Origin of the sequence: Geodermatophilus marinus (genome assembly GCF_003428645.1) — a bacterium.
Classification (GTDB): domain Bacteria; phylum Actinomycetota; class Actinomycetes; order Mycobacteriales; family Geodermatophilaceae; genus Geodermatophilus.
The window spans coordinates 1-25,360 of the sequence record NZ_QVQH01000042.1 but is presented as its reverse complement, the minus strand read 5'-3'; the positions used below and the strand labels follow the sequence as shown (position 1 = coordinate 25,360).

The following is a 25,360-nucleotide window of genomic DNA, read 5'->3' as shown; positions in this document are numbered from 1 at the left end:
TGCCGGGGATGCGGGGGGTGTACGCGGGGCGGTTGCGCAACGCCGCGCAGGTGGAGGCGTTGACGGTCAACCTGGTGTCGGTCAACCGCCGGTACAAGGCCCACGCCGGCATCCGCGTCACCGACGTGTGAGCCGGTGACCGCGCCCCCCGGGCTCGGCCCGGCCCTGGTCGCCTGGCGCGCCGGCGCGGGGCTCAGCCGGCTGGCCGCCGCGCGCCGGCTCGGCGTCGCGCACACCACCCTGCGCAGCTGGGAGGTCGACGGCGTCTGCCCCCAGCCGGTGCACCTGCCCGCGGTCGGCCGGGCGCTCGGGCTCGACCCGGCCCGGCTGCGCGCGCTGGCCGGCCCCGACCGCGTCCGCACGGAGCGCACCTCGGGCGGGCAGGCCGCCTCGCCCCTGTGCCGGGCCCGCCTGGCCGCCGGGCTGACCACGACCCAGGTGGCCCGCAGGGTGGGCGTCGCCCCCTCGACGGTCTCCCGCTGGGAGAACGGCGTGCGCACCCCGGCGCCCGAGGTCCGGGACCGGCTCGCCGCCGCCCTCCGCCTCCGGCCGGGTGAGGTGGCCGCGCTGCTGGCCGGGAACCCGCCGCGCCGCTCGGACGGCGCCCGCCTGCCCGGCCTGGGCGCGCTGCGCCGCCGCTGCGGGCTCACCCAGCGCGCGTTCCGCACCGCGCTGGGCATCGGCGCGACGACGGCGCACCAGTGGGAGCACGGCCGGGTCCGCGTGCCGCAGGACCGCCTGGCGGCCGTGGCCGGCGCCCTCGGGCTGGCCGTGCCGGAGCTGGTGGCGAGCGCGGCTCGGCCGCCCCGGCAGGAGCCCTCCCCGGCGCCGACGCCGGCCGGGCTGCGCCGCGCGGCCGGTCTGACCCAGCGGGAGCTCGCCCTGCACCTGGGCGTCAGCACCCGCACGGTGGGGCACTGGGAGGCGGGGAGCCGGCCGGTCCCGCGGGCCGCCGTCCGCCCGCTCTGCCGGCTGCTGCGGCGGCCGCTGCCGACGGTCCTCGCCGCCACCGGGGTGCGGTGGCCCGCGCTGCCGCACCCGTCGGCCTGGCGGCCCGACGAGCTGCCGCACCTGCTGACCGCCCTCCGGGAGGCCGCGGGCTGGTCCGCGGCCGCCCTGGGCCGGCGGCTGGCCGTGCCGGGCCGGGTGGTGCGCCGCTGGGAGACCGGGGCCGGCCACCCCTCCCCGGCGGCCTGCCAGCGCCTGGAGCTGGTGCACGGCCTGCCGCGCGGTGCCCTCACCCGGCTGCTGCCGCGGTCCGCGCATCGGCCGGTGAGGGAACTCACCGGTCCGGGCGGAATGATCCCGGCCGCGGTGGTGTCCTCCGGAGGGTGAGCACGCCGACCGCCGCCCGCCCGACGGCCCGCGCCTACACCGTCTGGGCGGCGGCCCTCGTGGCCTACGCGGTCGCGGTCTTCCACCGGGCCTCCCTCGGGGTCACCGGCGTCGAGGCGCAGGAGCGCTTCACCGCCGGCGCCTCGGCGATCTCGCTGTTCGTCGTCCTGCAGCTGGTCGTCTACGCGGGGCTGCAGGTCCCGGTCGGGGTCGCGCTGGACCGGTTCGGCTCCCGGCGGCTCGTCCTGGCCGGGGCGCTCACGATGGCCGCCGGGCAGGCGCTGCTGGCCCTCTCCGGGGACGTGCCGACCGCGGTGGCCGCCCGGGTGCTCGTCGGCGCGGGCGACGCCATGACCTTCGTCAGCGTGCTGCGCGTGATCGGGTTCTGGTTCCCCGGCCCGCGGGTCCCGCTCATCACCCAGCTGACCGGCCAGTTCGGCCAGCTCGGCCAGATCGTGGCCGCCTACCCGCTCGTCGCGCTGCTGCACGCCACCTCGTGGGAGACCACCTTCCTCGGCGCCGCGGCGGTGAGCGTGCTGGTCGCCGTCCTCGTCCTGGTCGCGCTGCGCGACGCGCCGCCCGGTACCGCGCCGGCCGCGCCCGCGGGGCTGGCCGAGGTCCGGCGCGGCCTGGCGCTCACCTGGCGGGAACCGGGCACCCGCATCGGCCTCTACACCCACCTCGTCACCCAGTTCTCGGGGACCGTGTTCGCCCTGCTGTGGGGCTACCCCTTCCTCGTCGTCGGCCAGGGCCTGCCCCCCGCCGTCGCCGCGGGGCTGCTCACCGTGCTCGTCGTGGTGGGCATCGGCGTGGGCCCCCTGCTGGGCCGGCTCTGCGGGCGCTGGCCGCTGCGCCGCTCGGTGCTGGTGTTCTCGATCCTCGCGCTCACCGCGGCCGCCTGGACCCTCGTGCTGCTCTGGCCCGGCCGCGCCCCGCTGCCGGTGCTGGTGCTGCTGGTCGTCGTGCTGGGCACCAACGGCCCGGGGTCGATGATCGGCTTCGACTTCGCCCGCACCTGGAACCCGGCCGAGCGGCAGGGCAGCGCCAGCGGGGTGGTCAACGTCGGCGGCTTCCTGGCCTCCTTGCTCACCATCCTCGCCATCGGCGCCGTGCTCGACCTGCTCACGCCGGGCGCTTCCACCGACTACTCCCTGGACGCCTTCCGCGCCGCGTTCGCCGTGCAGTACGTCTTCTGGGCCGTTGGCCTGGTGGGGGTGCTCCGGCACCGCCGCGAGCTGCGGGCCCGGCTGGCCCGCGACGGCGTGGTGCTGGCACCGCTGCTGGTCGCGGTCGGGGCGCGGTTGCGCGGGCGGTCGGCCTACCCCGCCGGGGCGCCGGGGGAGGAGCAGGTGGCGCGTCACCGGGCGTGATCGGTCGCCTACTCGTCGTCGGTTCCGCTGTCGTGTCCTCGGTGCGCCGTCCCCCGGCGTCCCGGGGGAGCCGCCACGGCACCGCACGCCCTGCGACGCTCCGGGCACCTGCCGCACCCACAGGCGCTCCCCCGCCCGGCCGGCTGATCCCGCCCGGGCGCGGGGCCGAGAGGAGGTCCCGTGAACCGACGGCCCCTGGACCCGGCCACCGAGGACACCACGACCGGGGGCACCCGGTCGCCCGCCCCGCCCTCCCGCACGGGGGCGATCCGCCATCCCAACCTCACCGGCGACCTGGACCAGGTGCTGGAGTCCCGCCCGGCCTTCCGCGCGGCGCTGCGCGGCTACGACCGCCTGCAGGTCGACAACTACGTGTCCTGGGCCGAGGGGGAGCTGCTGGCGGCCCGCCGCGAGACCGAGGACCTCGTGCACCGGCTCGGGACCTGCTCGGCGGAGCTGGACGCCGCCCGGGGGCTGCTGACCGTCTCGCCGGAGGGCCGTGAGCTCGTCCGAGTGTCCGAGCGGGTGGGCGAGATCCTCCGGCTGGCCGCCGACGAGGCCGCCCAGCTGACCGAGGCCGCCCGGGCCGACGGCGATCGGCTGCTCGAGGCGGCCCGCGACGAGGCCGAGCAGCTGACCGGGGCCGCCCACGCGGAGGCCGAGCAGCTGACCGCGGCCGCCCGCGCGGAGGCCGACCGGCTGCTCGAGGAGGCCCGGGGCGAGGCCGGAGCGGTGCTCCGGCGGGCCTCCGCCGCGGAGCAGGCCGCCGCCGACGAGGCCGCCCGCCTGTCCGCCGAGGCGCAGGCGCTGCGGGAGCGGGCCGTCGAGCAGCTGCGCTCGGCCCGCGCCGGGGCCGACCGGCTCCTCGCCGAGGCGGCGGCCGAGCGCGACCGCCTGGCCACCGGCGCGGCCGCCGAGCGCCGGCGGCTCGCGGCCGAGGCCGCCGAGGAGCGCGAGCGGGAGGCGGTCGCCGCCGCCGAGCGGGTCGCGGCCGAGGCCGAGCGGGTCCGCGCCGCGGTCGACGCCGACTGCACCGCCCGGCTGGCCGCGGCCCGCGCGGAGGTGGAGGACCTCCAGCGCCGCCGCGACCAGGCGCGCGCCGCGCTGCACCGGCTGACCGTGCAGGTCGACGAGGCCCTGCGGGTGCTCGCCGCGGTGGCCGCGGAGGACGCCGGCGACCTGCCCCCGGAGCGGCTCGCCTCCTGACCTCCCGGTGGCGCGCACCCCGGGTTCCCCCCACGATCGGGACGCGGGCAGCGCCGGACCGAGGAGGGTGCCGTGGACGTCGTCGTCGGGCTGGACTCCGGCACCACGGCGACCAAGGCCGTCACGGCCGGCGACGACGGGCGGGTCCGGGACCTCGCCAGCGTGGGCTACCCGCTGCTGGTCCCCGGCCCCGGCCGCGCCGAGCTCGACGCCGACCGGCTGCGGGCCGCCGCGGTCGAGGCGCTGGCCGAGGTCGCCGCGGCCGCCCGGGACCGCGGCGACCGGGTCGTCGGCGTCAGCCTGTCGGCGGCCATGCACGGCACCGTGCCCATGGACGGCGCCGGCGTCCCGCTGGGCCCGCTGGTGACCTGGGCGGACAACCGGGCGGCCGCGTGGGCCCGCGCGCTCGTCGCCGACGGCCGGGCCGGCGCGCTGCACGAGCGCACCGGCACCCCGGTCCACCCCATGTCCCCGCTGGTGAAGCTCTCCTGGGAGCGGGCCGAGGACGCCGAGCGGGTGGCCGGCGTGCCCCGCTGGGGCGGGGTCAAGGAGCTGGTCGTCGCGGAGCTGTGCGGCGGGGCCCACCTGGTCGACCGCTCCTGCGCCTCCGCCACCGGGCTCTACGACATCCGGGCCGGGCACTGGGACGAGGAGGCGATGGGCATCGCCGGCGTCCGGCCCGACCAGCTGGCGGAGGTCCGCCCGACGACGGAGGTGCTGCCCGGGCTGCGCCGTGAGGTCGCCGAGGCCACCGGCCTGCCGAGCGGCCTGCCGGTGGTGCTGGGCGCCTCCGACGGGGTGCTGGCCAACCTGGGGGTCGGCGCGGTGCGCCCCGAGGTCGCCGCGGTCTCGCTCGGCACCAGCGGCGCGATCCGGGTCGTCGTCCCGGAGCCCACGGTGGACCCCGCCCGTCGGCTGTTCTGCTATGCGCTGACCGACGACGCCTGGGTGGTCGGCGGCGCGATCAACAACGGCGGGTCGGTGGTCCGCTGGGCCGCGCAGGCGCTGGCCACCGACCCGGGCGCCGATCCGCCCGGGGGCGAGGAGGCCGACGCGCTCGACGCCCGGCTGCTCGAGGAGGCCGGCACGGTCCCGGTCGGCAGCTCGGGGCTGCTGTGCCTGCCCTACCTGCTGGGCGAGCGGGCCCCGTGGTGGCGGGCCGGGCTGCGCGGGGCCTTCATCGGGCTGCGCCGCGAGCACCGGCGCGCCCACCTGGTCCGGGCGGCGGTGGAGGGGGTGTGCCAGCAGCTCGCGCTCGTGCGGGACGCGTGCGCCGTCACCGGCGTCCCGGTGTGCGAGGTGCGGGCCACCGGCGGGGCGGTCGCCTCCGACCTCTGGGTGCGCACCCTCGCGGCCGCCCTCGACCTCCCGGTGCGGGTGGCCGACTCCCCGGAGGGGACCGGCCTCGGCGCCTGCCTGCTCGGCCTGCACGCCCTCGGGGGGCTGCCCGACCTCGACCGCGCCACCACGCTGGTCGAGGTGCGCGACCCGACCGTCCCCGAGCCGGGCGCGGTGGCGGTCTACCGCTCGCTGCGCCCGCTGGTCGACCGCTCCACCGAGGCCCTCACCGAGGTCCTCACCACGCTGGACGCCCTGGACGACGCCGCCGACGACGTCGTGTGACCGCCTGGAGGTACCGCCATGCCCGAGGTCGAACCGACGCTGGGTGCCGGGCCGCTGCTCCTGATCGCCGCCGCGGCCGTCGGCCTGCTGCTGTTCCTGATCATGAAGCTGAAGCTGCACGCCTTCGTCGCGCTGATCCTGGTCAGCCTGCTGACGGCGCTCGCGGCCCAGGTGCCGATCGGGGACATCGTGGAGACCATGACCACGGGCTTCGGCGCGACGCTGGCCAGCGTGGCGCTCCTGGTCGGGCTCGGCGCGATGCTGGGCCGGCTGTTCGAGCACAGCGGCGGGGCGCAGGTGCTGGCCGACAGCCTGATCCACCGCTTCGGCGAGCAGCGGGCGCCGCTGGCGCTCGGCGTGGCCGCGCTGCTGTTCGGCTTCCCGATCTTCTTCGACGCCGGCCTGGTCGTCTTCCTGCCGATCGTCTTCACCGTCGCCCGCCGGCTGGGCGGGTCGCTGCTCACCTACGGGCTCCCGGTGGCCGGCGCGTTCGCCGTCATGCACGCCTTCGTGCCGCCGCACCCCGGGCCGGTCGCCGCCGCCGAGCTGGTCGGCGCCGACATCGGGCTGGTGCTGGTCTTCGGCCTGCTCATCGGCGTCCCCACCTGGTTCCTCGGCAGCTACCTGTTCGGCCTGTGGGCCGGCAAGCGGTTCGACATCCCGGTCCCGGAGATCCTGTCGGATCGGCAGGCGACGGCCGACAACGCCCCGGACCCGTCGGTCGAGGGCAGCTCGCCGGGCGTGGCCGCGGCCGGCGGGGCGCGGACGGCGACCCGCCCCGCGCCGCCGCGGTTCGCCACCGTCGTCTCCCTGCTGCTGCTGCCGATGGTGCTGATCTTCCTCAACACCGGGCTGTCCACGCTGGCCACCGAGGGCGTGGTCGACGAGGACTCGTGGGTCGTCCAGTGGGGTCAGCTCATCGGGGCCACCCCGGTCGCGCTGCTGATCACCGTGCTGGTCGCCATGTGGGTGCTCGGCCGGCGGCGCGGTGAGAGCGGCGCGGAGGTCGAGTCGGTCGTGAACAGCGCCCTCGGCCCGGTCTGCGCGATCATCCTCATCACCGGGGCCGGCGGCATGTTCGGCGGCGTGCTGCGGGCCAGCGGCATCGGCGAGGCCCTGGCCGACGTCCTCGGCGACATCGGGCTGCCGGTCATCGTGGCCGCCTTCATCATCTCCGCGCTGATCCGCGTCGCCCAGGGCTCGGCGACCGTCGCCCTGACCACCGCCGCCGGCCTCATCGCCCCGGTCGTGGAGGCCACCGACGGGCTCAGCTCGATCGACCTGGCGCTCATCGTCATCGCCATCGCCGGCGGTGCCACCGTCCTCTCCCACGTCAACGACTCCGGGTTCTGGCTGGTCAGCCGGTTCTTCGGGATGGACGAGAAGACGACGCTCAAGACCTGGACGGTGATGGAGACCCTGCTCGGCACCATCGGGTTCGTGCTGGCCCTCGTGCTGAGCCTGTTCCTCTGAGAGGAGGTGCGCCCCATGCGCACCGGAGCACGGGCCGCGGTCGCGGGGCTGGCCGGCCTCGCGGGGCTGGCGGCGCGCGACCTGCTGCAGCGCGAGCACACCCTGCTGCGCAACTTCCCGGTCCTCGGTCACGCCCGCTACCTCATCGAGTCGATCGGGCCGGAGCTGCGGCAGTACCTGGTCGCCGGCAACAACGAGGAGCGACCCTTCACCCGCGACCAGCGGCGGTGGGTCTACGCCTCGGCCAAGCAGGACAACAACTACTTCGGCTTCGGCACCGACAACGACCTGGAGTTCACCGCCGGCTACCCGGTGATCAACCACCGGACGTTCGGCCGGGCCGTGCCGCCGTCGGACCCGCACGCCGGGCACGGGGTGGGGCTGCCCAGCGCCAAGGTGCTCGGCGGCCCGCGCGGCCGGGCGCAGGCCTTCCGGCCGGCATCGGTGGTCAACATCTCGGCCATGAGCTACGGCTCGCTGTCCGGGGCGGCCGTCGAGGCGCTCAACCGCGGGGCGGCGCTGGCCGGGTGCCTGCAGAACACCGGGGAGGGCGGGATCTCCCGCTACCACCGGCACGGCGGCGAGCTGGTGTTCCAGATCGGCACCGCCTACTTCGGCTGCCGCGACGAGCGCGGCCGCTTCGACCTGCAGCGGCTCAAGGACCTCGTCGCGGCGGCACCGGTGCGCGCGATCGAGGTCAAGCTCAGCCAGGGCGCCAAGCCCGGGCTCGGCGGCCTGCTGCCCGCGGCCAAGGTCTCGGCCGAGATCGCCGCGGCCCGCGGGGTGCCCGAGGGGGTGGACTGCATCAGCCCGTCCCGGCACGCCGAGTTCTCCGACACCGACAGCATGCTCGACTGGGTCGAGCTGCTCGCCGCCGAGACCGGGCTGCCGGTCGGCATCAAGTCCGCCGTCGGCGACATGGAGTTCTGGCACGAGCTGACCGACCTGATGTCCCGGACCGGCCGCGGGGTCGACTTCGTCACCGTCGACGGCGGGGAGGGGGGCACCGGCGCCGCGCCGCTGATCTTCACCGACTCGGTGTCGCTGCCCTTCCAGCTCGGCTTCGCCCGCGTCCACTCGGTGTTCGCCCGCGCCGGGTTGCAGGAGGACGTCACCTTCATCGGCGCCGGGAAGCTCGGCCTGCCCGACAACGCGATCGTGGCCTTCGCCCTCGGCTGCGACATGGTCAACGTCGGCCGGGAGGCGATGCTGGCCATCGGCTGCATCCAGGCCCAGAAGTGCCACACCGACACCTGCCCGACCGGCGTGGCCACCCAGAACGCCTGGCTGGAGCACGGGCTCGACCCGACCCGCAAGGCGGTGCGGGTGGCCAACTACGTCCAGACGCTGCGCCGCGACCTGTACCGGGTGGCCGAGGCCTGCGGGGTGGAGCACCCGGGGCTGATCGACGTCTCCTCGGTGGAGATCCTGGACGGGCGCACCGGCTCGCGGCCCCTAGGGGAGGTGTACGGCTACGAGCCCGGCTGGGGCCTGCCCTCGGCCGCCGACCGCGAGGCGATCGTGGCCGTCCTCTCCGGCCGCGGCCCGGAGGGCGGCTCGGCGCCGCCCTCCCCGGACGCCGCCGGCTGACGGTGAGGACGTGGGCGAGCCCCGCCGCACCGCGCGCTGCGGCCCCCGTGCTCCCCAGCGCCTGATCGACGCTGCGTGACCAGCCGGGTACGCCCAGCCGGACCACGCCCGTGTCCTCCCCGCCACGTGCCCTGTCGTGCTGCCACGGCAGCCGGCGTCTGAGACGGTGCAGTCGCTGTACCGAACGGCGCGGAGGGGGATCCGGACATGACGGCGGTGGCACACCAGGGCGTGGTCGGCGAGCACGGCTGGACGGACCCGCCGGAGCCGGCGGCGGCCGGCATCGACGCCCTCTTCGAGCCCCGCCCCCGGTTCCGCCGCAGGTTGCACGGCTACGACCCGGCCGACGTCGACGAGTACGTCGCCTGGGCCGAGGCGGAACTGGCCGGCCGGACGGCGGAACCCGGGTGGTGCAGCGGCTGTAACGATCTGGCCGGTGCCCGGCCCGGGCCGGTGCCCCCGCCGGCGGACGCGGTCTCGGTGGTCACCCGGATGGACGAGCTGCTGCGGCTCGCCGAGTCCCGCGCGTCCGCCCTCGTGGCCGGGGCGGAGGAGGAGGCCGGGCGCATCCGCGAGACGGCGCGGGCGGAGGCCGAGGCCCGGCTGCGCAACGTCGTGGACCTCCGCGCGGCCGCGGTGGCGGCCGGCCGGCAGGTCCAGCTGGAGTCCTCGACCCTGCGCCGCGAGGCCGAGGCGGTGCTCGCGGCCGCACGGCGGGAGGCCGACGCCGCGCTGGAGACCGCGCGCCAGGGCGCGCAGGCCGCGCTGGCGGCCGCCCGCCAGGACGCCGAGGAGCTGCTGGCCGCGGCCCGCGCGGAGGCCGAGGAGGAGCGGGCCGCCCGGCTCGCGGCGGTGGGCGGGGAGCTGGCCGACCTGTGCCGCCAGCGCGACGAGGCGCGGGCCGCGCTGCGCCGGGTGACCGGCCAGATCGCGGCCGCGCTGGACTCCCTGGCCGTCCCGGGCCCGGCCGCACCCGGGGCTGCACGGGCCCCCGGCGTGCGCGTGACCGGCAACGTCGTCATCGGCGAGCCCCGGCAGCCCGTGGCACCGTGACCCCCGCGGGCCCGCGCCCCCTGCCCCCGCGCGGTGCAGCTCACGCGATGCAGCTCACGTGACGGATGTGGTCACCGGGATTGTCACGGCGCGGTAACGGCACCTACCGTGGCCTGCGTCCGGCAGGTTCGCTCGTCCCCGCTCGGGGTGTCCGGCCGGACGCCGCCTAGTCGTGCCCGCAGCCGCGGGGACGAGCCGGGGACCCACCGCAGTCCTGGGGTGAGTCCTGCCTCCCGGTCCCGCACCGGGCGGCAGGTAGGGCTTCTTCCCGCCCGAACCCGTCAGCTAACCCGGTCGGCGGCCACGGAAGAAGGAGACCGCCCCCGCATGCCCTGCTCACGGGCCCCCGCAGCACGCCCGGACCGCCCACCGCGCGTCTCTCGCGCCTCATCCCCGGTGCGCTAGTCCCGCCTGCTCACCTCTCGCCGCGTCGCCCCGTCGGGCGCCGCGCCGCCCCCGTTCGCCCGCGCCCTGCGCCGGTGCGCCCGCCTGAGCCGGCCGCACCCGCCTGCGCCCGCCGATCCCGGAGTTCCCACCCGCATGTCCCGCACCTCGAAGTACTTCCGGCTGCCCACGCGCGGCCGCCGCCCCGCCGTCCTCCTCGCCACCGCCACCGCCGGCGCCGTCGTCGTCGGCGTGCTCGCCGGCGGCGGTCAGCCGGCCACCGAGGCCGAGGCCGCCGAGACCCTGCCGGTCAGCGCCTCGCAGAGCGTCGCCGAGCAGCTCGGCCTCGAGCCGGGGGACGTCGGCGCCGGGGAGGCGCTGCCCGCCCCCGACGACCTCGCCGCGCTGCAGGACCGCGCCGCCTCGCGGGGCGAGCGCGAGGCCGCCCGGGCCAGCGCCGCCCAGGCCCAGGCCGCGGCCGACCAGGCCGAGCGGGACCGGCAGGCCGCCGAGGCCGCGCGCATCGCCGAGGAGCAGGCCGCCGCCGCCGAGGCCGCACGGGTCGCCGAGGAGCAGGCCGCCGCCCAGCGCGCCGCCGAGGAGGCCGCCGCCGCAGCGGCCGCGGCCCCGGCGCCCGCCCCGGCCCCCGCCCCGGCGGCGCCGCAGGGCTCGTTCAAGGACTACGCGCTGGCCAAGGTCGGCAGCGCCCAGCAGTTCTCCTGCCTGGAGAACCTGTGGGGCAAGGAGAGCGGCTGGGACCCGAACGCGCAGAACCCCACCAGCACCGCCTACGGCATCGCCCAGTTCCTCGACTCGACCTGGGCCTCCACCGGCATCGCCAAGACCAGCGACGGCTACCGGCAGATCGACGCGGGCCTCATCTACATCGAGAACCGCTACGGCACCCCGTGCGCGGCGTGGGCGCACTCGCAGGCCAACAACTGGTACTGATCCACAGGCGCCCCCGGCCGGGGTCCCGGTCGGGGGAGTGGTGGACTGGCGGGGATGAGGACCGTCCCCGCCCGGTTCGTCCGCGACCACACCCGGGTGCAGCGCCCCTCGGCCGTCCCCGAGGTCCGGCTGCACGTCGCCGACGACGTCGTCGCCCTGTGGGAGGCGATGGAGGCCGAGGGCGGCGCCGGCGAGGCGCCGCCCTTCTGGGCCGCGGCCTGGCCGGGCGGGCAGGCGCTGGCCCGCCACGTCCTCGACCGGCCCGCGACCGTCGCCGGGCAGGTGGTGCTCGACCTGGGCGCCGGCAGCGGGCTGGTCGCCCTGGCCGCCGCCCGCGCCGGCGCGGCCCGGGTGGTGGCCAGTGACGTCGACCCGTACAGCCGCACCGCGGTCGCCGTGAACGCCGGGCTCAACGGCGTCGCCGGCATCGAGGTCGTCGGCGACGTCCTGGGCGGCGACCCGCCGGAGGTGGACGTCGTCCTGGCCGGGGACGTCTGCTACGACCGCGAGATGACCGAACGGGTGCTGCCCTTCCTGGACCGGGCCCGGGCCCGGGGCGCCGAGGTCTACGTCGGCGACCCGGGCCGGCCCTACCTGCCGCACGCCCGGCTGGTGGCGGTCTCGACCCTCGACGTGCCGGAGACCGAGGGGCCCGGCGTGCGGCGGACCACCGTCTGGCGGCTGCCGTGACCGACCGCGGCCGGCGCGCCCGGCGGCCGTCCGGCGACGACCGGGAGCGGGCCATCCTGACCACCGCCGAACGGCTGCTCGAGCAGCGGCCGCTGGCCGAGATCTCCGTCGACGACCTGGCCCGCGGGGCCGGGATCTCCCGGCCGACCTTCTACTTCTACTTCGCCTCCAAGGACGCCGTCGTCCTGGCGCTGCTCGACCGGGTGGCCGCCGAGGCCGACGAGCGCCGGGAGGCGGCCCTGGCCGATGCGCCGGCCGACCCGCGCGAGGGCTGGCGGCGGGCCCTGGTCGCCGTCCGCGACACCTTCCGCGCGCACCGGGCGCTGACCGCGGCCGCCACCCAGCTGCTGGCCGGCAGCGCGGAGGTGCGCGCGCTGTGGGCGCAGGTGATGGAGGGCTTCGTCGCGGTCACCGCCGAGGCGATCGAGGCCGAGCGCACCCGGGGCGCGGCGCCGCCCGGGCCGCCGGCGCGAGACCTCGCGGTGGCGCTCAACGCGATGAACGAGCGGCTCGTGCAGGCCACGCTGGCCGGTCAGCAGCCGGCGGTCGCCGAGGACGACCTCGTCGACGTCCTGCTGGTGGTGTGGCTCCGGGCGATCTACGGGACCGAGGACCCGACGCGGCGTCGACCCGCTCGACACCCTGTCGAGTAGCGTGGCCGGCGTCACCACCGAGCGAGGGGAGCGGGCATGGCCGCCGAGCACGTCGACGTCCTGATCGTGGGGGCCGGCCTCTCCGGCATCGGCGCCGCCTGCCACCTGCAGCGCGAGAACCCGGGCACCGGCTTCGCGATCCTGGAGGCGCGGGAGGCGATCGGGGGCACCTGGGACCTGTTCCGCTACCCCGGGGTGCGCTCGGACTCGGACATGTACACCCTCGGCTACGACTTCAGGCCGTGGACCGGCGAGCGGTCCATCGCCGAGGGCGGGGACATCCTCGACTACATCCGGGAGACCGCCCGCGAGCACGACGTGGAGCGGCACGTCCGCTTCGGCCACCGGGTGGTCGCCGCGGAGTGGTCCTCCGAGCAGGCCCGGTGGACGGTCACCGCGACCGGGCCCGACGGCGCGCCGGTCGAGCTGACCTGCTCGTGGCTGTCGGTGTGCTCGGGCTACTACCGCTACGACGAGGGCTTCCGGCCGGTCTTCCCCGGCGAGGAGCACTACCGGGGCCGGCTGGTGCACCCGCAGCACTGGCCCGCCGACCTCGACGTCACCGGGCAGCGGGTCGTGGTGATCGGCAGCGGCGCCACCGCGGTGACCCTCGTGCCCAGCCTGGCCGGGGCCGCCGAGCACGTGTCGATGCTGCAGCGGACGCCCAGCTACGTCATGGCGCTGCCGGGCCGCGACCCGCTGGCCACCGCGCTGCGCCGCCGGCTGCCGGAGGGCGCGGCGGCGGCCGCGGTCCGCTGGAAGAACGTCCTGCTCTCCACCGCGTCCTACCAGTTCGCCCGGCGCCGGCCGGAGGCGATGCGCCGCTTCCTGGCCGGCCAGGCCCGCAAGCAGCTGCCCGCCGGGTACGACGTCGACACGCACTTCGGCCCGCCCTACGACCCGTGGGACCAGCGGCTGTGCCTCTCCCCGGACGGCGACCTCTTCGCCGCCGTCCGCGCCGGCCGGGCCGCCGTGGTCACCGACCGGATCGCCCGCTTCACCGAGCGCGGCATCACCCTGGAGTCCGGGGCGGAGCTGCCGGCCGACGTGGTGGTGACCGCGACCGGGCTGCAGCTGCTGCCGCTGGGCGGGATGACCCTCGCGGTGGACGGCGAGCCGGTGGACCTCGCGCAGCGGGTCTCCTACAAGGGGTTCATGGTCTCCGGCGTGCCCAACCTGTCGATGACGCTCGGCTACACCAACGCCTCCTGGACGCTGAAGGCCGACCTCATCGCCCGCTCGGTCTGCCGGCTGCTGCGGCACATGGCCGCCCGCGGCCACGACGTGTGCACGCCGGTGGCCCCGGCCGAGGGCGGCAGCGACCCGTTCCTCCCGCTCACCTCCGGCTACGTGCAGCGCAGCGTCGCCGCGCTGCCCAAGCAGGGCCGGCGCGCGCCGTGGCGGCTCTACCAGAACTACCTGCGCGACCTGGTGCTCATGCGGCTGTCCCGGGTGGAGGACGCGGGGCTGCGCTTCTCCCGGCGGGCCACGGCCTCGGACCCGGCCCCGGCCGGGGTCGCCGCGTGAGGCCCTACACCTTCGCCGGCGGCACCGCGGTCGTCACCGGTGCGGCCGGTGGCATCGGTGCGGCCCTCGCCCGCGGCCTCGCCCGGCGTGGCAGCTCCCTGGTGCTGCTCGACCGGGACGCCGCGGGGCTGGAGGCGGTCGCCGGGGCGATCCGCGCGGCGCACCCGTCGGTGTCGGTGACCACCCACGTGGTCGACCTCGCCGACCCGGCGGCCACCCGGGCGGCGGGTGAGACCCTGCGCGAGCGGCACCCGGAGACCACGCTGCTGGTCAACAACGCCGGCGTCGCGCTGGCCGGGCGCTTCGACCAGGTCACCGCGGAGGAGTTCGACTGGCTGCTGCAGGTCAACCTGCACGCCGTCGTCACCCTCACCCGCGCCCTGCTGCCGGCGCTCAAGGCCCACCCCGGCTCGCACCTGGTGACCGTCTCCAGCCTCTTCGGGCTGATCGCCCCGGCCGGGCAGTCGGCGTACGCGACGAGCAAGTTCGCCGTCCGCGGGTTCACCGAGGCGCTGCGGCACGAGCTGGCCGCCGACGGCGTCGGGGTGACCAGCGTGCACCCGGGCGGGATCCGGACCCGCATCGCCGCCGACGCCCGCATCGGGTCCGGGGTGCCGGCGGCCGAGACCGAGGCGGGCAGGCGGGACTTCGAGCGCCTGCTCACCATGGACCCCGCGAAGGCCGCCGAGGTCGTGCTCCGTGCGGTGGAGCGGCGTCGGCCGCGGCAGCTGGTCGGCTGGAGCGCCGTCGTCCCCGACCTGCTGGCCCGGCTGCTGCCGGGCGCGCACGGCCGGCTGCTGGCCGCGCTGGGCCGGAGGCGCTGAGCGGGCCGTGGTGGTGCGCGTGGGCACCTCCGGGTGGAGCTACGACCACTGGGACGGCGTGCTCTACCCGCCGGGCACGCCGCCCCGGGACCGGCTGGCGCACTACGTGCGCCGCTTCGACACCGTCGAGCTGAACGCCAGCTTCTACCGCTGGCCGCGGACGGCGACCTTCGCCTCCTGGCGCCGCCGGCTGCCCGAGGGGTTCGCGCTGTCGGTGAAGGCCCCGCGCGGGCTGACCCACGCCAAGCGGCTGTACGCGCCCGAGGCCTGGGTGGACCGCATCGCCGCCTGCTGGCACGAGCTCGGCGACCGGCGGGCGGTGCTGCTCGTGCAGCTGCACCCGGCGCACGAGCGGGACGACGCGCGGCTGGACTTCTTCCTCGGCCGGCTGCCGGACTGGATCCGGGTCGCCGTCGAGTTCCGGCACCCGAGCTGGCACCACGAGGCCGTGTTCGGGCTGCTCGAGCGGCACGGCGCGGCCTACGTGGTGATGAGCGGGGCCGGGCTGCCGTGCGTGCTGCGGGCCACCGCGCCGTTCGTCTACGTGCGGCTGCACGGCCCCGACCGCGAGCACCTCTACGCCGGCTCGTACCCGCCGGAGGACCTGCGCTGGTGGGCCGACCGGGTGGGGGAGTGGGCGGGCGCGGGGCGGGACGTCCACGCCTACTTCAACAACGACGGCCACGGGCACGCGGTGCGCGACGCCGACGCGCTGCGCCGGTTGGTCGGCGGTTGAGCCGGGCGGGAGACTGGCGGCCATGAGCGAGCAGGAGGGCGGTGCCCGGGAGACCCCGGGCGGCGGCCGGGTCAGCCGGTCGGTCGAGGAGTTCGTCGGTCAGCTGCGGGCCTTCACCGACCGGGCGCGGGGCGTGGCGGTCGGGGCCGTCCCCTTCTCGCTGCCCCGGCTGCCCTCCCCGCCGGGGGCGCTGTCGGCGGCCCAGCTGCGCGCCATCGACTCCGCGGTGCGCGGCCAGCGGCAGCAGATCGCCGCGATGACGGCGCAGCTGCAGGCCTTCGACGAGCAGCTGGCGGTGTTCGAGCGCATCCTCGAACCCCTGGTCGAGTGGAGCTCCACCTGGGCCCGGCTGGAGGAGTCGGTGGCCGACATCGTCCGCGGGCACGGCGAGGAGGCGGCGCCGGAGCCGCCCCGCGACCGCCCGACCGGCTGAGCGGTGCCGTCGACGGCGCCCGGCGGCCGGGGTGCTCAGCGCCGGTCGCGGCGCAGGGGGTGGTCCGGCGGCACCTCGACCAGCACGAGGCGCACCCCGTCCGGGTCGGCCAGCCAGGCCTCGACCAGGCCCCAGGGCTCGGTGCGCGGCTCGCGCAGCACGGGGACGCCGGCCCCGGCCAGCCGTGCGGTCTCGGCCGCGACGTCCCGGACCTGCAGCCACACGGCGACGCCGGAGGGCGCGCCGCCGTCCCCGGCGGAGACCTCCAGGAAGCCGCCGCCCAGGAAGAACACCACGCCCGGGTGGTCGGGCGGGCCGAACTCGCGGTACACCGCCAGGCCCAGCACGTCGCGGTAGAAGGCCTGCGCCCGCGCCGCGTCCCGCGGTCGCAGGAGCACCCGGCTGCTCAGCACGTCCACCCGGGCATCATGGCCGGAGTGCCCCTCTCCCCGCCCGCCCGCGACCGGCTGCGCGCCGACTGCGCCTCCTGCACCGGGCTGTGCTGCGTCGCCCCCGCCTTCGCCCGCTCGGCCGACTTCGCCCTGGACAAGCCGGCCGGCCGGCCCTGCCCGCACCTCGCCGCCGACGCCCGGTGCGGCATCCACGACCGGCTGCGCGAGCGCGGCATGCCGGGCTGCGACGTCTTCGACTGCTTCGGCGCCGGGCAGCAGACCGTGCAGGTCACCTTCGGCGGGCGGGACTGGCGCGGCGAGCCGGCCCTCGCCCGGGCCCAGTTCGCCGCCTTCGACACCCAGCGCGCGCTGCACGAGCTGCTCTGGTACCTCGAGGACGCGCTCGCCCGGCCGGCCGCGGCGGCCCTGCACGGGGAGGCCCGGGCGCTGCGGGACCGGGTCGCCGGCCTGACGGGGGGCACGCCGGCGGAGCTCGCCGGCGTCGACGTCCCGGCGCTGCGGGCCGCGGCCGGCCCCCTGCTCGGCCGGGTGGCCGAGCGGGTGCGCGGCGGCCGGGGCCCCGACCGCCGCGGCGCCGACCTCGCCGGGCGGGACCTGCGCCGGACCCCGCTGCGGGCCGCCGGCCTGCGCGGCGCCCTGCTCCTCGGCGCCGACCTGCGGGGCGCGGACCTGCGCGAGGCCGACCTGCTCGGCGCCGACCTGCGCGGGGCCGACCTGCGCGGGGCCGACCTCACCGGCGCGCTGTTCCTCACCCGCCCGCAGGTCACCGCGGCCGGCGGGGACGCCGCCACCCGCCTGCCCGACGGCCTCGAGCACCCCGGGCACTGGCGGTGACCGCCGAGCTGGACCGGCTGCGCGCCGGCGCCGACCGCGCCGCCGTGCTGGCCGCGTTCGACGCGCTGGAGCCGGCCGGGCCGGACGCGGTCCGCGGGCTCTGGCGCGGCGCCGAGGTCCCGACCGGCCACCCGTTCGACGGGCTGCTGCGCGCCCACGGCTGGTGGGGCAAGGCGGTCCTCGACGCCGACGCGGTGCACCCGCTGCTGGTCGGCCGGCGTCCCCGCCCGGTGCAGCCGGCGCTGGTGCCCTTCGGGCTGCTGGCCCGGGCACCGGGCCCGGCCCGGAGCCGGCCCGCCCGGGTCGCCGGCGTCCTGGCCCGGCCGCTGCTGCGGACGTCGCGCCCGGCGGCCCGCGTCCGCGTGGTGGTGCACCGCGGCGTCGCCACCGCCGCCCTGGTCTACGACCGGCTGCCGGTGCTCGACGTCCTGCGCGCCGACGGGCCCGACCGGCTGCTCGGGCTGATGGACGCCCGCGGCGTGCCCGAGCCCTTCCCCTTCCTGCTCGAGCGCGACCGCGGCTGACGACCGGGTCAGGCCGACGGCCCCTCCTCCTCCGGCCGGCCGCGGCGGCGCAGCAGGCCGGGGATCGCACCGACCCGGTCGGTGACCGAGCCGAGCCGGTCGGTGGCCTGGCGCAGACCGTGCAGCAGCGGGAGGACGTCGTCGGAGATCGCCCGCAGCGTGCCGGGCAGCGTGTCGACCGCCGGGTCGTCGAGCACGCGGCCGACCCGGTCGAGCCCGGGGCGCAGCGCCCGCACCGGCTCCTCGAGCTCCTCGACCAGCCCCTCCAACCGCTCGGCCGTCCGCTGTGCCGACGCGATCGTCTCGGTCGCCACGCGCGTGGCGGCGATCAGCTCGCGGACGGCGCCGTTGAGATCGGCGATCGTCCGCGGCAGCTGCGCCAGGGCCTCGGTCTGCGCCTGCAGCACCTCGACCAGCTCGGACAGGCCGGGGATGCGCGGGAGGCCCAGGCCGCGGAAGGGGTCCACCCCGCAACCGTCGGGCACCGGGAGCGCTCCTGCAACGTTGCACCCGGGGACCGGGCGCCGGCGTGCCCCTCGACGGGCGTGCCCTCACAGGGCCTTGAGGATGTCCTCGACCCGCTCCCGGGCGTCCCCGAAGAGCATCCGGGTGTTCTCCCGGAAGAACAGCGGGTTCTGCACCCCCGCGTAGCCCGTGCTCATCGAGCGCTTGAAGACCACGACGTGCTCGGCGTCCCACACGTGCAGCACCGGCATGCCGGCGATCGGGCTGCCGGGGTCGTCCAGCGCGGCCGGGTTGACGGTGTCGTTGGCCCCGATCACCAGCACGACCGACGTGGTGGCGAGGTCGTCGTTGATCTCGTCCATCTCCAGGACGATGTCGTAGGGCACCTTGGCCTCGGCCAGCAGCACGTTCATGTGCCCGGGCAGCCGGCCGGCCACCGGGTGGATGCCGAACCGGACCTCCACGCCGGCGTCGGTGAGCTGCCGGGTGAGCTCGGCGACGGCGGCCTGCGCGTGGGCCACCGCCATGCCGTAGCCGGGGGTGATGACGACGGACTTGGCGTCGCGCAGCAGCTCCGCGGCCTCCTCGGCGGTGATCTCGGTGTGCTCGCCGTCGACCCCGCCGGCCGCCACGGAGCCCTCGTTGCCGAACCCGCCGGCGATGACCGACAGGAACGAGCGGTTCATCGCCTTGCACATGATGTAGCTGAGGTAGGCACCCGAGGAGCCGACCAGCGCCCCGGTGATGATCAGCAGGTCGTTGTCCAGCAGGAACCCCGCCGCCGCGGCCGCCCAGCCGGAGTAGCTGTTGAGCATCGAGACGACGACCGGCATGTCGCCGCCGCCGATGGAGGCGACCAGGTGCCAGCCCAGCGCCAGGGCGATTCCCGTGAGCACGGCGAGCACGCCGGCCCCCGGACTCACCACGAACGCCACCGTGAGCGCGGCGAAGGCGACCAGCGCGCCCAGGTTGAGCCAGTTGCGGCCCGGGAGCACCAGCGGGTTGCTCTTCACCCGGGCCGACAGCTTGAGGAAGGCCACGATCGAACCGGTGAAGGTGACCGCGCCGACGAAGACCCCGATGGCGACCTCGGCGGAGTGGATGCCGAGCAGGTCGGTGGGCACCTCGGTCTGCGCCGCGCCCTCGGCCTCGACCGAGAGGTAACCGTTCCAGCCGACGAGGACGGCGGCCAGGCCGACGAAGCTGTGCAGCAGCGCGATCAGCTCGGGGATGCCGGTCATCTGGACCAGGCGGGCCCGCCACAGGCCGAGGACCGCGCCGGTGGCCATGGCGACGGCGATCAGGCCGACCGCGCCGGCCGAGACGCTGCGGGCGGCCAGCCCGACGGTGGCGGCCAGCGCCAGGGCCATCCCGGCGATGCCGTAGCCGACGCCGGCCCGGGCCGACTCGTGCCGGGACAGGCCGGCCAGGCTCAGCACGAACAGCAGCCCGGCGACGACGTAGGCCGCGGCGGCGGCGGAGGTGGCGGTCACTGTGCTCAGCCCCTCTGGAACATGCCGAGCATGCGGCGGGTCACGGCGAAGCCGCCGAAGACGTTGATGCTGGCCACGAGCACGGCCACGAAGGCGAGCACGGTGACCAGCACGCTGGTGTGGCCCAGCTGCAGGAGCGCGCCGACGACGATGATCCCCGAGATCGCGTTGGTGACGCTCATCAGCGGGGTGTGCAGGGCGTGGTGCACGTTCCCGATGACGTAGAACCCGACCACGATGGCCAGCGCGAACACCGTCAGGTTGCCGATCAGCTGGCTCGGCGAGAAGGCGGTGACGAGGAAGAGGCCGACCGCCGCGGCGGCGACCAGCCCGGCGGTCCGCGCCGGTGACGCCGGGCGCTTCTCCGGCAGCGCGGGCGGCGGGGCCGCCGGTGGTGGTGCCGCCGGTGCCGCCGACACCTGCACCGGCGGGGGCGGCCAGAGCACCTCGCCGTCCCGGACGACGGTCATCGCCCGCTGGACGACGTCCTCGAGGTCGAGGACCAGCTGCCCGTCCTTGCCGGGGGTCAGCAGCGCGACCAGGTTGACCAGGTTCGTGCCGAACAGCTGGGAGGCCTGGGCGGGCAGCCGGCCGGGCAGGTCGGTGTAGCCGATGATCGACACCCCGTTCGGCGTGGTCACGACCTGGTCGGGCACCGAGCCGGCGACGTTCCCGCCCTGCGCGGCGGCCATGTCCACGACGACGCTGCCCGGCCGCATGCTCGCCACCATCTCCTCGGTGATCAGCCGCGGCGCGGGGCGGCCGGGGATGAGCGCGGTGGTGATGACGATGTCCACCTCGCGCGCCTGCTCGGCGTAGAGCTCGGCCGCGCGCGCGTTGTAGTCCTCGCTCATCTCGCGGGCGTAGCCGTCGGCGCTGACCTGCGCCGCGGCGTCCCGGACGGCGACGTACTCACCGCCCAGCGAGCGGACCTGCTCGGCGACCTCGGGCCGGACGTCGGTGGCCCGCACGATCGCCCCCAGGCTGCTGGCCGCGCCGATGGCGGCGAGCCCTGCCACGCCGGCGCCGACCACCAGGACCTTGGCCGGCGGCACCTTCCCGGCGGCCGTCACCTGGCCGGTGAAGAAGCGGCCGAAGACGTGCGCGGCCTCGATCACCGCGCGGTAGCCGGCGATGTTGGCCATGGAGGAGAGCACGTCCAGCGACTGGGCGCGGGAGATGCGGGGCACGGCGTCGATGGCCAGGGCGGTGACCGGCCGGGCGGCGAGGGTGGCGACCAGCTCGGGGTCCAGGGCGGGCGCCAGCGAGCTGACGAGGACGGCGCCGTCCCGGAGCCGGGCGACCTCCTCGGGTGTCGGCCGCGCCACGTGCAGGACGACGTCGGCCCCCCACACCTCGGCGGTCGAGCCGATCCGCGCCCCCGCCGCGACGTAGTCCTCGTCGGGGCAGCTGCTCGCCCCCCCGGCGCCGGTCTCGACCACGACCTCGTAGCCGAGCCCCAGCAGCCGGCGCGCCGTGGCCGGCGTCGCCGCCACCCGCGTCTCGCCGGGGTGGGACTCCCGGGGCACTCCGATGAGCACGCGACCTCCTGGGGTCGGTCGGCGGCCGCCGTCGTCGGTGACGGGGCGCGTCGGCGGGCGCACGTGCCGCCGGTAGGGGGATGATGCCGCCTCCCGCGCCCGGCGCCACCCCCCGGGTGAAAATATGCGCCTGGTTGTGAGCCAGTCCACACCGGGACGACGGCGGCCGGCGCCCCCGCGTGCGGGGACGCCGGCCGCCGTGTGGTGCCGGTGCCGCGGTCAGCCCGCGGCGGTGTAGGGCGCGCCCAGCGGGTCGACCGTCTCGTGGTCGGTGACGCGACCGGCCAGCCGGCCCAGCGCCCACTCGCCGTCGCCCAGCACGTGGTCGATGGCGGTCAGCCGGCTGGTGTAGTGGCCCACCGAGTACTCGGCGGTCACGCCGATGCCGCCGTGCAACTGGATGGCCTCCTTGCCGATGTGCCGCCCGGCGCGGCTGGTCTGCAGCCGGGCACGGTCGGCCGCGGCGACGACGTCCCCGCCGGCGTCGGCGACCATGGCCGCCCACAGCGCCGTGCTGCGGGCCAGCTCCAGCGACACGTACATGTCCGCGGCGCGGAAGGTGAGCGCCTGGAACCGGTTGAGCGTGACCCCGAACTGCTTGCGGGTCTTCAGGTAACCGGCGGTGGTGCGCAGCGCGGTGTCCATGGCCCCGACGGCCTCGGCGCTGTAGGCGATGCGCGCCAGCGCCAGCACCCGCTCGACCTCGGCCGTGCGGTCGCCGGTGCCCTCACCCAGCAGCTCGGCGGGGGTGCCGTCGAACCGGACCGAGGCCGCACGGGTGCCGTCGTGGGTGCGGTACCCGGTGCGGGTCAGCCCCTCGGCGTCCCCGCGGACGACGAACAGCGCCGTCCCGCCCGCCGTCTCCCCGGCGATGGCGGCGCTCACCACGAGGACGTCGGCCCGCGCCCCGGCGAGGACCGGCTCCTTGACGCCGGTGAGGGCCCAGCCGTCGCCGGCCTGCGCCGCGGTCACGGCGCTCGCCGCGGCGCTCCAGCGCGACCCGGGCTCGGCGAGGGCGGCGGCCAGCACGCTGCCGCCCTCGGCCAGCGGGCCGAGCACCTCGGCGCGCTGCGCCGCGGTGCCGACGGCCGCGACCAGCCCCCCGGCGAGCACGACCGCCTCGACGAACGGCTCGGGTGCCAGTACCCGGCCGATCTCCTCGGCGACGATCGCCACCTCGATCGGGCCGGCACCCATGCCGCCGTCCTCCTCGGCGAAGGGCAGCCCCAGGACGCCCATCTCGGCCAGCCGCGCCCAGGTCTTCTCGTCGAAGCCGGGCTCCTGCGCGACCGCCGCGCGCCGCTGCTCGACGCTGCCGTAGGCCCGCTCGAGCAGGCCGCGGACGGCCTCGCGCAGGTCGTTCTGCTCGTTGTCGAAGGTGAAGTCCACGGTTACCTCACAGCCCCAGGATCGTGCCGGCGATGATGGTGCGCTGCACCTCGTTGGAGCCCCCGTAGATGGAGACCTTCCGGTAGTTCAGGTACTCCGGCGTGGCCACCCGCGCCCAGCCGGGGACCTCCGAGCCGCCGTCGGCGAACGAGGCCAGCGACAGCGGGCCGGCGATGTCCACGATGAGCTCGGTGGCGGCCTGCTGCAGCTCCGAGCCGCGCAGCTTGAGCACCGAGGACGCCGGGTGCGGCTTGCCGTCGGCCGAGGTGGCGACCACGCGCAGGGCGGTCAGCTCGAGGGCCAGCAGCTCGTTCTCGACCTCGGCGATGCGGGCGGCCGTGCGCGGGTCGTCGGCCAGCGGCCGGCCGTCGACGGTGATCTCCCGGGCGAACTCCTTGGCCTGGGCCAGCAGCCGCTTGGTGGCGCCGACGCGGGCGATGCCGACCCGCTCGTTGCCGAGCAGGAACTTGGCGATCGTCCAGCCCTGGTTCTCCTCGCCGACCAGGTTCTCGGCGGGGACGCGGACGTCCTCGAAGAAGACCTCGTTGACCTCGTGGCTGCCGTCGATGAGCTCGATGGGCCGCAGGGTGACCCCGGGGGTGTCCATCGGGAAGACCAGCATCGAGATGCCGCGCTGCTTCTTCTCGGCGGTCGGGTCGGTGCGGACCAGGCAGAAGATCCAGTCGGCGTGCTGGCCGAGCGTCGTCCAGGTCTTCTGGCCGTTGACCACCCAGTCGTCACCGTCGCGCACCGCGGTGGTGCGCAGGCTGGCCAGGTCGGACCCGGCGTCGGGCTCGGAGAAGCCCTGGCACCACCAGATGTCGAGGTTGGCGGTGGCCGGCAGGAACTTTTCCTTCTGCTCCTGCGTGCCGAACGCCGCGATGACCGGGCCGATCATGCTCGCGTTGAACGCCAGCGGCTCGGGGACGCAGGCCAGCTGCATCTCCTCGCGCCAGATGTGCCGCTGCAGCGGCGTCCAGTCCTGGCCACCCCACTCCACCGGCCAGTGCGGCACGGCGAGCCCGGCGGCGTTGAGCACGCGCTGGGTCTCGACGTACTGCTCCTTGGACACGTGCCGGCGGGCCGCGACCGTGTCGCGGATCTCCTGCGGCACCTGGGTGGTGAAGAAGGTGCGCATCTCCTCCCGGAAGGCCTCCATCTCCGGGGACAGCTGCAACCGCATGGGACCTCTCTCCTGTCGGCGGCCCGCCCTGGTGTGGCCGCCGTCTCGCACGTGGGCCCCCGACGATGCCACACGTGCTACCCGTCGGTAGCTCCGGTGGGCGCGGCGCAGCGCGCCGCCCGGTCGATCGGGCCGCGCGGTGTGCGGGGCGCCCTGCGGGGGGGAGGCTGGTGGCGTGTTCGACGTGGACTGGATGGGCCTGCTGACGCGGGCGGTGCTGCGCGAGCGGCTGCCCCTGCTGATCGCCGAGACGTGCGCGTGGAGCGTGGGGATGTCCGACCGCCCGCACGTGGAGCGGCGCCGGGGCCGGCTGGTGCCCACCGGCGGCACGATCGGCGACCGCGCCGGGCGGGGTCAGCCGCTGTCGGGCGAGGAGGACGGCCGGCTCGACCTCGGTGACGCGCGGCCAGGGTCGTTCCGCGACGCCCTCAACGCGGTGGACGCCGAGGGGGTCGTGTACGCCGACCGCTACGACCGCGAGGTGCTGGAGCCCTTCGTGCTGGCGTCGTGCGTGGTGGCCGCCGAGCGCGCCCGCGACACCCGGCCCGGGCCCTGGGCCGATCTGCTCGACGACCTCGGGGAGGACGGCGGCGACCTGGTGGGCGTGGTGCGGGCCGGCGAGTGGGAGGCGCCGCTGCGGACCGAGGCCGAGCACCTGGTGCTGGCCGCGCTGGCCGACGTCCCCCTCCTGGAGGTCGAGGCGGAGGGCCTGCCGCTGTCGCTGGTGCGGGCCGCCGAGTCGCTGACCCGCTCGGCCGCGTCCCCGGCGCCGGCGCCGGCCGGGGGTGCCGACCCGGGCTCGGTGTTCCTGGCCCGCACCGCCGCCGGCGGGCTCCCCGGACCGGTGCAGCCGCGGGACGCCGGGCGGCTGCTGGACGCGCTGCTGGCCGAGGGGCTCGAGCCGGAGGAGGTGCCGGCGGTGCTGCCCGAGCTGCCCCTGGCCGAGGGGACGGCGGAGGCGCTGCTCCGGCTGCTGGCCGCGGGCCCCGGGCTCTGAGCAGGCCAGGCGGCGAGGGGATCGCGTGCCGCCCGGACGGTCGGCTCGACCTCCGCACCCGTCACGCGTCCGGCGCGTCTCTCCCCCCGGGGCTCGGCGGGTGCGCCGTCGTCGTCACCCGGTCCGTCGATGCTCGCCCTGGAGACGGCTTCAGAGACGGTCAGTCGCCTCCGTCGCTACCGTCACCGAGGGCATCGGGTCCCATGTGCCAATCGGCCGGAGGCTCTGCTGGCTCCGCTTGGTGGACGGCGATCGTCTCCTCGAGCGCTATCGGCTCGGGCAGGACCTGGTAGCCGGGACTACCGCTGTCAAGCCAGCGTGCACGGGCATCATCCGCTGCTGTCATGGCTTGTCACCTCTCGCCGTGTTGGGGAGTCGTGGATGTGTCGGCAGGTGCACGGTCGTCTCGTCGGCCGGCGCTCGGGTCTCACCACTCAACGGCAGCGTCCCCATGCGGGCAAGGCACCGCGCACGGTCCTTGACTCGTGAGCGGTGCGACGGTGCTGTCCCTGAATGGGCCGCTGAGGGACACCGGCGTCCCGAGTCAGAACGGCGGTGGGTCGTCGGCGGCGTCGGGGGTGTCGGTCTCGGGTGGGGGGTCGGGGCGGGTGGCGAGCAGCCGGGTGCCGGTGAGGGCGAGTTCGGCGGCGGTGGGGGGTCGGGCCTGGGTCTG

Annotated in this window: 23 protein-coding genes and 1 riboswitch; of the genes, 17 read left to right on the top strand and 6 right to left on the bottom strand. The window is 76.8% G+C overall.

The features are described 5' to 3' along the window. The first annotated feature begins 135 nt into the window (after positions 1 to 135). The 14 genes from D0Z06_RS24140 to D0Z06_RS24075 all read left to right on the top strand — a co-directional run bounded on the left by D0Z06_RS24140 (position 136) and on the right by D0Z06_RS24075 (position 15,848). Positions 136 to 1,335 (top strand): helix-turn-helix transcriptional regulator, encoded by a 1,200-nt coding sequence (locus D0Z06_RS24140; protein WP_117380097.1) that lies wholly within the window; start codon positions 136 to 138, stop codon positions 1,333 to 1,335. After that, on the top strand, positions 1,332 to 2,705 hold the full coding sequence (locus D0Z06_RS24135) for an MFS transporter (RefSeq protein WP_117380096.1): 1,374 nt from the start codon (positions 1,332 to 1,334) through the stop codon (positions 2,703 to 2,705). The genes D0Z06_RS24140 and D0Z06_RS24135 overlap by 4 nt, the downstream gene beginning before the upstream one ends. Positions 2,706 to 2,885: 180 nt before the next feature. After that, the gene (locus D0Z06_RS24130) at positions 2,886 to 3,911 is read left to right on the top strand and encodes a hypothetical protein (protein WP_117380095.1); all 1,026 of its coding nucleotides are present in this window, start codon (positions 2,886 to 2,888) and stop codon (positions 3,909 to 3,911) included. Positions 3,912 to 3,983: 72 nt separating this feature from the next. Continuing rightward, positions 3,984 to 5,534, top strand: a complete 1,551-nt coding sequence (locus D0Z06_RS24125) for a gluconokinase (protein WP_117380094.1) — start codon at positions 3,984 to 3,986, stop codon at positions 5,532 to 5,534. Between the two features lie 18 nt (positions 5,535 to 5,552). Further along, positions 5,553 to 7,007, top strand: coding sequence for a GntP family permease (locus D0Z06_RS24120; RefSeq protein WP_117380093.1), 1,455 nt, complete (start codon positions 5,553 to 5,555; stop codon positions 7,005 to 7,007). 15 nt (positions 7,008 to 7,022) lie between these two features. Next, positions 7,023 to 8,597: an FMN-binding glutamate synthase family protein gene (locus tag D0Z06_RS24115; RefSeq protein ID WP_117380092.1), complete on the top strand. Its 1,575-nt coding sequence runs from the start codon at positions 7,023 to 7,025 to the stop codon at positions 8,595 to 8,597. 207 nt (positions 8,598 to 8,804) lie between these two features. Then, complete coding sequence (locus tag D0Z06_RS24110) at positions 8,805 to 9,650, top strand: hypothetical protein (RefSeq protein WP_117380091.1); 846 nt, start codon at positions 8,805 to 8,807, stop codon at positions 9,648 to 9,650. A 153-nt stretch (positions 9,651 to 9,803) separates the two neighbouring features. Further along, positions 9,804 to 9,965, top strand: a riboswitch (cyclic di-AMP (ydaO/yuaA leader). A gap of 225 nt (positions 9,966 to 10,190) precedes the next feature. Further along, the gene (locus tag D0Z06_RS24105; RefSeq protein WP_117380090.1) at positions 10,191 to 10,985 is read left to right on the top strand and encodes an aggregation-promoting factor C-terminal-like domain-containing protein; all 795 of its coding nucleotides are present in this window, start codon (positions 10,191 to 10,193) and stop codon (positions 10,983 to 10,985) included. 54 nt (positions 10,986 to 11,039) lie between these two features. Further along, positions 11,040 to 11,675, top strand: a complete 636-nt coding sequence (locus tag D0Z06_RS24100) for a class I SAM-dependent methyltransferase (RefSeq protein WP_117380089.1) — start codon at positions 11,040 to 11,042, stop codon at positions 11,673 to 11,675. Further along, a complete protein-coding gene (locus tag D0Z06_RS24095) occupies positions 11,672 to 12,328 on the top strand; it encodes a TetR/AcrR family transcriptional regulator (RefSeq protein ID WP_233517935.1) in 657 nt (218 codons plus the stop codon). Before D0Z06_RS24100 ends, D0Z06_RS24095 begins: the two co-directional genes overlap by 4 nt. 36 nt (positions 12,329 to 12,364) lie before the next feature. After that, positions 12,365 to 13,855 (top strand): flavin-containing monooxygenase, encoded by a 1,491-nt coding sequence (locus tag D0Z06_RS24090; RefSeq protein ID WP_117380087.1) that lies wholly within the window; start codon positions 12,365 to 12,367, stop codon positions 13,853 to 13,855. Beyond that, positions 13,852 to 14,679 carry an SDR family NAD(P)-dependent oxidoreductase gene (locus tag D0Z06_RS24085; RefSeq protein ID WP_117380086.1) on the top strand — a complete coding sequence of 276 codons (828 nt, stop codon included), beginning with the start codon at positions 13,852 to 13,854 and terminating at the stop codon, positions 14,677 to 14,679. Before D0Z06_RS24090 ends, D0Z06_RS24085 begins: the two co-directional genes overlap by 4 nt. Positions 14,680 to 14,698: 19 nt before the next feature. Continuing rightward, a complete protein-coding gene (locus D0Z06_RS24080) occupies positions 14,699 to 15,415 on the top strand; it encodes a DUF72 domain-containing protein (RefSeq protein WP_233517934.1) in 717 nt (238 codons plus the stop codon). 22 nt (positions 15,416 to 15,437) lie between these two features. Then, positions 15,438 to 15,848 carry a hypothetical protein gene (locus D0Z06_RS24075; protein WP_117380084.1) on the top strand — a complete coding sequence of 137 codons (411 nt, stop codon included), beginning with the start codon at positions 15,438 to 15,440 and terminating at the stop codon, positions 15,846 to 15,848. A gap of 35 nt (positions 15,849 to 15,883) precedes the next feature. On the opposite strand, the gene D0Z06_RS24070 is transcribed toward D0Z06_RS24075, so the two are convergent. After that, on the bottom strand, positions 15,884 to 16,267 hold the full coding sequence (locus D0Z06_RS24070) for a VOC family protein (RefSeq protein WP_117380083.1): 384 nt from the start codon (positions 16,265 to 16,267) through the stop codon (positions 15,884 to 15,886). A gap of 9 nt (positions 16,268 to 16,276) precedes the next feature. Here D0Z06_RS24070 and D0Z06_RS24065 point away from each other — a divergent pair, with 9 nt between their 5' ends. Together D0Z06_RS24065 and D0Z06_RS24060 are read left to right on the top strand one after the other, a co-directional pair. Continuing rightward, positions 16,277 to 17,095, top strand: a complete 819-nt coding sequence (locus D0Z06_RS24065) for a pentapeptide repeat-containing protein (protein WP_117380082.1) — start codon at positions 16,277 to 16,279, stop codon at positions 17,093 to 17,095. After that, positions 17,092 to 17,619 (top strand): GXWXG domain-containing protein, encoded by a 528-nt coding sequence (locus tag D0Z06_RS24060; RefSeq protein ID WP_233517933.1) that lies wholly within the window; start codon positions 17,092 to 17,094, stop codon positions 17,617 to 17,619. The genes D0Z06_RS24065 and D0Z06_RS24060 overlap by 4 nt, the downstream gene beginning before the upstream one ends. A gap of 8 nt (positions 17,620 to 17,627) precedes the next feature. Here D0Z06_RS24060 and D0Z06_RS24055 read toward each other — a convergent pair whose 3' ends face one another. The 5 genes from D0Z06_RS24055 to D0Z06_RS24035 all read right to left on the bottom strand — a co-directional run bounded on the left by D0Z06_RS24055 (position 17,628) and on the right by D0Z06_RS24035 (position 23,690). Continuing rightward, positions 17,628 to 18,086: a hypothetical protein gene (locus D0Z06_RS24055; protein ID WP_117380081.1), complete on the bottom strand. Its 459-nt coding sequence runs from the start codon at positions 18,084 to 18,086 to the stop codon at positions 17,628 to 17,630. A gap of 84 nt (positions 18,087 to 18,170) precedes the next feature. Then, the gene (pntB, locus tag D0Z06_RS24050; RefSeq protein ID WP_117380080.1) at positions 18,171 to 19,577 is read right to left on the bottom strand and encodes a Re/Si-specific NAD(P)(+) transhydrogenase subunit beta; all 1,407 of its coding nucleotides are present in this window, start codon (positions 19,575 to 19,577) and stop codon (positions 18,171 to 18,173) included. A gap of 5 nt (positions 19,578 to 19,582) precedes the next feature. Beyond that, positions 19,583 to 21,118, bottom strand: a complete 1,536-nt coding sequence (locus tag D0Z06_RS24045; RefSeq protein WP_117380079.1) for a Re/Si-specific NAD(P)(+) transhydrogenase subunit alpha — start codon at positions 21,116 to 21,118, stop codon at positions 19,583 to 19,585. A 219-nt stretch (positions 21,119 to 21,337) separates the two neighbouring features. Then, on the bottom strand, positions 21,338 to 22,507 hold the full coding sequence (locus tag D0Z06_RS24040; protein WP_117380078.1) for an acyl-CoA dehydrogenase family protein: 1,170 nt from the start codon (positions 22,505 to 22,507) through the stop codon (positions 21,338 to 21,340). Positions 22,508 to 22,514: 7 nt separating this feature from the next. Continuing rightward, positions 22,515 to 23,690, bottom strand: a complete 1,176-nt coding sequence (locus D0Z06_RS24035; RefSeq protein ID WP_117380077.1) for an acyl-CoA dehydrogenase family protein — start codon at positions 23,688 to 23,690, stop codon at positions 22,515 to 22,517. A 175-nt stretch (positions 23,691 to 23,865) separates the two neighbouring features. Here D0Z06_RS24035 and D0Z06_RS24030 point away from each other — a divergent pair, with 175 nt between their 5' ends. Beyond that, positions 23,866 to 24,687, top strand: a complete 822-nt coding sequence (locus D0Z06_RS24030) for a hypothetical protein (RefSeq protein WP_117380076.1) — start codon at positions 23,866 to 23,868, stop codon at positions 24,685 to 24,687. Positions 24,688 to 25,360 lie beyond the last annotated feature (673 nt).